8 protein-coding genes are annotated in these 8,296 nt (G+C 36.3%); 2 read left to right on the forward strand and 6 right to left on the reverse strand.

Translation table 11 applies throughout. The features are described from left to right. The first annotated feature begins 9 nt into the window (after positions 1–9). Positions 10–1,440, forward strand: a complete 1,431-nt coding sequence (locus ASU03_RS01290) for a hypothetical protein (RefSeq protein WP_057830086.1) — start codon at positions 10–12, stop codon at positions 1,438–1,440. Between the two features lie 34 nt (positions 1,441–1,474). On the opposite strand, the gene ASU03_RS21340 is transcribed toward ASU03_RS01290, so the two are convergent. The 4 genes from ASU03_RS21340 to ASU03_RS01305 all read right to left on the reverse strand — a co-directional run bounded on the left by ASU03_RS21340 (position 1,475) and on the right by ASU03_RS01305 (position 4,695). Beyond that, entirely contained in the window at positions 1,475–1,750 is a 276-nt protein-coding gene (locus ASU03_RS21340; protein ID WP_231731465.1) for a hypothetical protein, read from the reverse strand. Positions 1,751–1,842: 92 nt separating this feature from the next. Beyond that, complete coding sequence (locus ASU03_RS21700; protein ID WP_269432980.1) at positions 1,843–1,968, reverse strand: hypothetical protein; 126 nt, start codon at positions 1,966–1,968, stop codon at positions 1,843–1,845. Between the two features lie 79 nt (positions 1,969–2,047). After that, entirely contained in the window at positions 2,048–3,475 is a 1,428-nt protein-coding gene (sthA, locus tag ASU03_RS01300) for a Si-specific NAD(P)(+) transhydrogenase (protein ID WP_057830087.1), read from the reverse strand. 101 nt (positions 3,476–3,576) lie between these two features. Continuing rightward, positions 3,577–4,695 (reverse strand): acyl-CoA desaturase, encoded by a 1,119-nt coding sequence (locus ASU03_RS01305; protein WP_057830088.1) that lies wholly within the window; start codon positions 4,693–4,695, stop codon positions 3,577–3,579. Positions 4,696–4,890: 195 nt separating this feature from the next. Here ASU03_RS01305 and fabR point away from each other — a divergent pair, with 195 nt between their 5' ends. Continuing rightward, a complete protein-coding gene (gene fabR, locus ASU03_RS01310; RefSeq protein WP_057830089.1) occupies positions 4,891–5,523 on the forward strand; it encodes an HTH-type transcriptional repressor FabR in 633 nt (210 codons plus the stop codon). A 1-nt stretch (position 5,524) separates the two neighbouring features. Here the strand turns inward: fabR and trmA are convergent, their stop codons facing one another. After that, positions 5,525–6,619 (reverse strand): tRNA (uridine(54)-C5)-methyltransferase TrmA, encoded by a 1,095-nt coding sequence (gene trmA, locus ASU03_RS01315; protein ID WP_057830090.1) that lies wholly within the window; start codon positions 6,617–6,619, stop codon positions 5,525–5,527. Between the two features lie 641 nt (positions 6,620–7,260). Beyond that, entirely contained in the window at positions 7,261–7,743 is a 483-nt protein-coding gene (locus ASU03_RS01320) for an RNA recognition motif domain-containing protein (RefSeq protein ID WP_057830091.1), read from the reverse strand. Positions 7,744–8,296 lie beyond the last annotated feature (553 nt).

Raw genomic sequence — 8,296 nt, forward strand, 5'->3', positions numbered from 1 at the left:
GATTTATATATGAATTGTTTGGAAAAATTTATTTTTGTCACTTTGTTGTCATTACTGTTATTTATAGCACCAGTCGTCGCTCAGGATGAATTACCTGCCATCCTTGATTATTACCCTAATTGTGCTTATCAGATTATTGATAATGCCAAAGTAAAAGTCACAACAGAGCAGCCTTTTGCCGATAAAACACGATTAAGCTTATTGAAAAAATTACGTAGAAAAGCCAAATCACTTGGTGCGGATAACCTGCTACTGATAGATAAAAAAGTTAAAATAGACAAAAATCGGGCTGCGACTCATGGCTTCGCATCCCCGAAAGTAGCTAGTTATACTGTTAGTTACCAAGCCGAATTAATCAGCCAATGCAAAGTAAATAATAATAAAGACCAAAAATTAGCACCTTATGACCATCATGGTTACAAGGTAATAAATATTAATACCGCAACCACTACCATTGAAACAACTTATAGCTTCACTCCTCCCATAAAAGAAAAACTGAACCATCCGTTAATAGTGAACAAAGAGCTTTCACTAGCTAATGGCCTATATGGCATTAATATTGGAACAAGCTATCAACAAGTTGTAGATAAGCTTGGTGATCCGAGTGTGGAATTGTTTATGTTTAAAGGTGAACGTGTTATAGGTTATGGACGAAATCACTGGCTACATTTTCGTTCTGGTCGCTTGGTTAATATACAAAGTGAGATGTCAATTTTATCGCCTACCTTTTTGAACAAGATTCCGCTGCGTGACTTCTTTGATGATACTCCTTGGGTTATTGCTAACCAAATAATGCATCGTTCGCTTTTATCGAAAGCAAAATCTGCATTAGTGGGTGATATGCAGCTATCATCCAAAAAAGAAATCGTGATAAGTGATCAGAATAATAGTTTGATATTATATTTTTCTGCGAGTAAAAGCCATGCCAGTGGTGACATCACTTATATTTTAGATGACTTCTCTCTTCAAGAGAACTCATATATCACATCTAGCTATCAAATGGATAATAGAAGAAAAACTCAATTCGATATTTTAGGGGGAGCTCTCTCTAAATTGAATCAAGAGCAAGTCATCGATTTTCAGTCCTTAACTAGTAAACTAGAGCAACCGATAGGTCGCATTACTCTTTCGGTAAATTCATATATAGATATATATAATTCAAATTTGCTGGTTGAGGTAAAGAATTCAGAGTTAGTTTCTATTCAATTGTTGGAAGAGTTATTTAACCTAGATAATTATTATCCTAAAAAGGAACCATGGTCTTTAGGTGATTTTGTCCAAGGAAAAAGCATTACAGAACTCAATAGATTCTTTCCAGATGACATCTACGAGTTAGGTAATGCGGTTCAAATTGACTCTGATGAATTTCAACTAACGCTTTGGTTTGATGATTATGATGGCAAGAATATGCTTTATGAAGCAAAGGTGACTATTTATTAAAGAGCATAATCAGTTTAATCAAAATTCAATTTATCTAGTTACAGACAAGTGGTTGCATAAACTTGGTTAATATAGTCTGCTTATCAACAAATTGAATTTGATATAGTGTTTGGTAATTATCTTCGTTTAATAGTTCAACTTGCTGCCCACTTAATAGCTGGGTAAGTTGCGGGGTAGTATTACTATGGCCAACAATCAAAGCATTAGCTTTTCGCTGTTTTAAATGTAAAGCAAACTGTGAAAGCTGCTTAGGATTATAATTTTTGATAGCAATTTTTTGTTTGTTAGACAAAGGGGCAGCAGTCGACATCGTTCTTTGGTAGCTAGTACTGTAAATGGATTTTATCTTAACTGTGCTGAGCAAGGTTGCTAACTGTTTTGCTCTAGCCTGACCACATTGAGTTAAGCGTGGATTTTTATCATTTGCTTGTTTTCAGCATGCATCACCAGATAAAGGGTAAAGTTATCATTCGCTAAGCAAGGCTGGAGCAATAACACACCGGCAATGATCAAACTAAACTTTTTCATCGATTAACTTTCTTCAAATAAGAGTGTAGGGCTAGAGTGATAACTATCACTCTAGCCCGTTATAAAACTTAGGTCATTATTAAAATAATCGATTTAAGCCGTTTAAGGCCGCCACACGAAATGCTTCAGCCATCGTTGGATAATTGAAGGTTGTTTCAACAAAGTACTCTATGGTATTGCCACCATTTTTTTGTTGCATAATCGCCTGACCAATATGGATAATTTCTGCAGCATTTTCACCAAAACAATGAATGCCTAAGATCTCTTTAGTCTCACGATGGAAAAGTATCTTCAACGAGCCAACTAAGTTATTAGATATTTGTGCACGAGCTAGATGTTTAAATTGAGCGCGACCAACTTCATAAGGGATTTTAGCCTCAGTTAATTCTTGCTCAGTTTTACCTACTGAACTGATTTCCGGAATGGTGTATATCCCAGTGGGAATATCAGCAATTAATTTAGCTTTACTGTTACTATCTAACATAGCTAAAGCAGCAATTCGGCCCTGATCAAAAGCAGCACTGGCTAGGCTTGGATAACCGATAACATCACCTACCGCATAAATATTATCTACGTCAGTTTGATAACAATCATTCACCTTTAACTGACCACGGCCATCGGCCTTTAAGCCTGCAGCAGCTAAGTTTAAATCTGCTGTATTACCGGTTCGACCATTGGCAAATAGTAAACAATCGGCGCGCATTTTTTTACCCGATTTCAAATGTACAATCACAGCATCATCGCTTGTTTCAACGCTTTCAATCTCTTCACCATGTCGAATGACAACACCGTTATTGCGTAAGTGATAACTGAGTGAGTCAGACATTTCTGCATCCAAGAAGGACAGTAAACGTTCACGGGTATTGATTAAATCTACTTTTACCCCTAATCCTCTAAATATTGAGGCGTACTCGCTACCAATAACACCCGCACCATAAATAATGACATGCCTGGGTGCATGTTTGAGGCTTAAGATACTATCAGAGTCATAAACCCGAGCATGGGTAAAGTCAATATTATCTGGTTGGTAAGGTCGAGAGCCAGTAGCAATAACTATTTGCTTAGCGGATATTTTTTCGACTGAGCCATCAGGGTGTAATACACGAATAGTATGTGCATCAATAAAGGAAGCCTCACCTAAAATTTGCTCGACACGATTACGGTTATAAAAACCGCTACGTAAACTAACTTGTTTACGAATTACCGCAGAGGCATGGCTTAATATATCTTGGAAGGTTAATTGCTTAACTTGATCATTTTGGTTAAACAACGGGTTGGAATTGTATTCAATCAAACGACTTACCGATTGGCGTAATGCTTTTGATGGAATGGTTCCCCAATGAGTACAACCGCCACCAACTTGATGGTAACGTTCAATAATGGCGACCTTTTTTTGGCGCTTAGCAAGGTTCATTGCCGCACCTTCGCCACCAGGGCCAGTACCTATGATAATTACGTCATAATCAAATTTTTTTTCTTCAGGTTTACTCGTTTTTGATTTAGTCAAAGGAAAGTCCTCAAAACCTACTTATCTATTTTATTTGAAGCAAAAATTTTAACAGGATTTGAGGTAAATGGTAATACAGTTGTTAGACCATTTTCTTGATGTTAACCAAGTTTTTCCGTTAAAGTCTGCCAGCTGCGACGCTGCTCAGTTAATCTTTGCTTTAATTCTTGGTATTGCGCCATCAAGTCTGACTTTTCAACCTCAGCTAGTAGGTGATCTCGTTTTGCTTGCAATACCTTTTTCCGAACAAGGTAATACTCGTTTATTTTACTCACTAGCGATTCGTACTCTTGTTGCAGGTAAATAAGTGTTTGCTCAGTATTGGGGTGAGTAATTAACTTTGCTTTGGTATTTTTTAGTGTCATGGCAATACGCATTTTTTCAATTTTGTCTTCAGGGCTAACACGTAAATGATGAGTCAAACCTAACCATTGACAGCTTTTAATTAACCATTTAGTTGGGTCATATTGCCACCAACGAATGCCATTACGGTAATCATTTTCAAACATATGGTGATAATTATGATAGCCTTCGCCAAAAGTTAAATAAGCTAATAAACCATTATCTCTGGCGGTATTTTTGTCAGTATAGGTTTGTTTACCCCAAATATGAGCCAATGAATTGATGAAGAATGTTGTATGGTGACTCATAACCAAGCGAAAGAATCCTACCAATAATAAGCTGTTAATTAAATTGCCATGCCATAAACCGAAAGCAACGGGAATACCTATATTCATCAACAGTGTTAGTAGTAAATAGTGTTTATGTTGCCACATAACGATGGCATCTTTTTGTAAATCACGAACATTTTTGTAATCACTATATCGGGATGCTTGATACTCTCTACACATCCAACCTATATGAGAATACCAAAAGCCCATTTTAGCTGAATAGGGGTCAACATCATTTTTATCAACATGTTTGTGATGTATTCTATGGTCTGAGCACCAATGTAAAATACTATTTTGTAAGGCAAAGGCACCACCAAGCGCAAATATGAAACGCAAACTCCAATGCGCTTGATAGGTTTTATGTGACCAGAGACGATGATAGCCTGCTGTAATTGACATGCCACAATAAATAAAACAAAGCAAAGCAAAGATTATTTCAGTGTTATCAAAACCATAAGTTAAAGCACGATAAGGTACAGCAATAACTGCTATTAAAAAGGTAACTAAAAAAAGGGTAACATTAAGCCAAATGACAGTGGGTTTTTTCATTTTTTTCTCTAAAATCAGGATTAATCAATTTAAGCGTACACGTGTACGCTGTTGTGGATAGTTTAGCTAGATCATCTGACCAGTCAAGTGAGTTTACTAAATACTTTTTACTTTTTGGGCAAAACTGATATTTATTCGCTATTACAGTATGATAGTTACAGCAAATAATTCGCTATTTTTAGAAGAGCAATGAGCATGAGTGGTGTAAGAGCACAGCAAAAAGAAAAGACCCGTCGTCAAATAATTAATGCGGCTTTAAAACAACTCAGCGCTGAGCGTAGTTTCTCTAGTTTAAGTTTACGTGAGGTCGCAAAAGAGGCCGGCTTAGCGCCAACCTCTTTTTATCGTCACTTTTCTGATATGGATGAATTAGGTTTAACTCTAGTTGATGAAGCGGGTTTAACGCTTAGGCAGTTGATGCGCCAAGCAAGACAACGTATAGCTAAAGGTGGCTCTGTTATTCAAATATCGGTAGAAACTTTTATGGAGCTAATTGAGAGTAATGGTAATGTTTTTAGGCTATTGCTTCGTGAGCGATCTGGAACCTCGGCAGCTTTTCGTGCTGCAGTCATTCGAGAAATCCGATATTTTACCATGGAGCTTTGTGATTACTTGCAAAAAGCGAATAATCTTGATGCCGATGTTGCTTATATCCACGCACACGCCGCAGTAACCATTGTTTTTGGTGCTGGCTCTGATGCCCTTGATATCGACGATAAAGAAGAACGAGAACAATTAGCTCAGCAAACCATTCAACAATTACGCTTCATTGCGCGCGGTGCACTTGAATTTAGTGACCGTCGCAAAGTGTCTAAAAAATTTCGTTAAGCTATTTTCTGGTAAGTATTACGCCAGTTTCAATATGGTCGGTGTAAGGGAATTGATCAAACAAAGCAAATTTATCAATTTGATGAGTCTCTACTAATAAGGCTAAATTGTCTTTTAATGTTTCAGGATTACAAGAAATATAAATAATCTTATTAAAGCGTCTAACTAATTCAACACTATCTCTATCTAATCCAGCTCTAGGAGGATCTACCAACACGGTATCGTAGTTATAGGTGGTTAAGTCGAAATCCGCTAAACGTCTGAATTTGCGTTCACCATTCATGGCCTGACTGAATTCTTCACTCGACATACGGACAATATCAATATTATCAATATTATTTTTACTAATATTAATTTGGGCGGAGCGAACAGAGGTTTTAGATATTTCTGTAGCTAATACACGGGTAAAGTTCTCCGCTAGGGCAATACTGAAATTGCCATTACCACAATAAAGCTCAATCAAGTCACCACCAGAATTTTGTGTTGCTTGTTGGGCCCATAAAAGCATTTTTTCATTTACACCTGCATTAGGTTGAGTGAAACTGTTTTCAACTTGTTGGTAAATAAAGGTCTTGCTGCCGACTTGCAAAGATTCCATCACATAGTCTTTATCTATGATGATTTTCTGTTTTTTGGCGCGACCAATGATATCGACAGGAGCTATAGTGGAAAGCTGTACTTTTAATTTTTCCGCTTCAACTTTCCAGCTTTCTTCTAATGACTTGTGATACAACATGCTAATCAACAATTCACCACTTAATGTTGATAAAAAATCAACTTGGAAAAGCTTATATCGTAATTCCTTATGATCTTTAATTGCAGCAAGTAAAGCCTTCATCGCCTTGTTAATCAATTTACTGGCAACAGGGAAGTCATCTACGCGATATTTTTCCTTCGTTTTACTATCAAACATTATGTAATAAAGATCATCACCGTCATGCCAAACCCTAAACTCAGCTCTTTGGCGGTAATTTAAGGGTGCAGATGGATATAAGTCAGCAGCGGGTAGTGAAAAATCACTAAATAGCTTAGCCATATCTTGTTGTTTCTTTAATAATTGCGCATCGTAATTATCGGGATGAATGTGACTAAACATAAAAGTGCCTTGTATAAAGAAATAGAGATAATAATACAGCGCGGATTTTACTATCGACTTAGCTTTTGTCTAGCGTTTAATTTATATAATTAATAATCAAAGAATTATTAAAAAGGCTCTGATTTTAGCCCAAATGGTCGGTAATCTAGTATATAGCATAAGTAAAGTAAGGCGTATGGCATGGTTAATTCAACTAAGCCTTTGAATACAAAGGTACACCTAAGTATAAATTATTGCTCCGCACTAGTTGGCAATAAAATAAATTAATATGAGAGTACCTGATAAAAGTGGAGCGGGAAACGATAATGTATAACTTGTACTGGATACTATGAAGGCAGATGATAAAACACTAATAGTGACAAAGTTACTCTATAGCGTTATTTCAATTCAGCTAACATTATCTATCAGCCATGGGCGATCTAGGCAAATAAGTACTTAAGCAATATTTACTATATTAAAACAGAGCAAGAGTCAGTTGTAGCATTGTTTCATTTTGAAGATGTTGCCAGAATGCTAAGGCATTTGACAATACTAGTCATATATCTGTTCAAGCGCGTGGCGCGGTTGCAGCAGCGTTAAATTAAGGCAATAAAAAAGGCTGCTAAAATAAATTAACAGCCTTTTATTTATAATTTCTAGCTTTAATCGTCTAGGTTATTATCTTCAGTTCGCTCTGGGCGATCTTTTGCTTCTCTTACTTTCAATGTTCGTTGTTGAAACTCGGTATCATTAAGTGCAGTAATAGCAGCATCTAAATCACCAGCAGCCATTTCTACAAAACCGAAACCTCGACGTTTTCCTGTATGTTTATCTTTCATTAAACGTACAGAAAGAACCGAACCATGATTGGAGAAAAGTTCTCTTACTGCGGTTTCATTGGCTCTATAAGGTAAATTACCAACATAAAGTGTTCTAACATCTTCATCTGAAGCAATAGTATTATTGGCTGTAGAAAATTGTGGACCAGTTGATGTTTTACCAACGACTAGAGGTGCGAGAAACGCACTAATAAATACTAGACCAGCTGCAAGAACAGGGCTAGCTGTCATGTTAGAAGCGATAATGTAAGCGATAAGGGTAAAAACAACAGCAATAATGACTGTTTTTAATGTTGGAGACTTCATATAAGGATACCTAATTATTATTTTAATAAACTAATTTAACTGCTTGGATATATGCAAATAGCAATTCTATGTTACGCAGCTTTTTACAATGTGCAACTATCAAGTGCAAAATTTATGCAATTAATCTGCTAATAAAGCATAAATAGCAAAAACACCTAGTGTAATAGTTGTTTAAATGAACATGTTGTAGCTTAAGTAAACGAACGAATCAATATATAGAAATTTAAGTTAAAAAGGTATTGACCAAAACTAAAAACACTCTAGAATGCTCATCCAGTTCCAAGGGGTAACCTAAAGAGCTGTTTTGATAAGTTATCTCTGCCTGATTAAGGTAAAGTAGCTAACTTAAGCTAACGTTTTAAAGTGTTTTAAAACACTTAACTTTTAATTAAAATAAACGTTGACATCAAAACTCGGAAGCGTAATATGCGCATCCTGCTTCGGGCAAACGGCAACGTTAGCAAGGGGCGAAGGTACTTAGCGAATGCGACTAAGACCTCTTTTCTTTAACAATTAGTTATCATGCAATTTGTGTGGACACTCACATTAATGT

It is taken from the genome of Colwellia sp. TT2012 (assembly GCF_001440345.1).
Lineage (GTDB): Bacteria > Pseudomonadota > Gammaproteobacteria > Enterobacterales > Alteromonadaceae > Colwellia.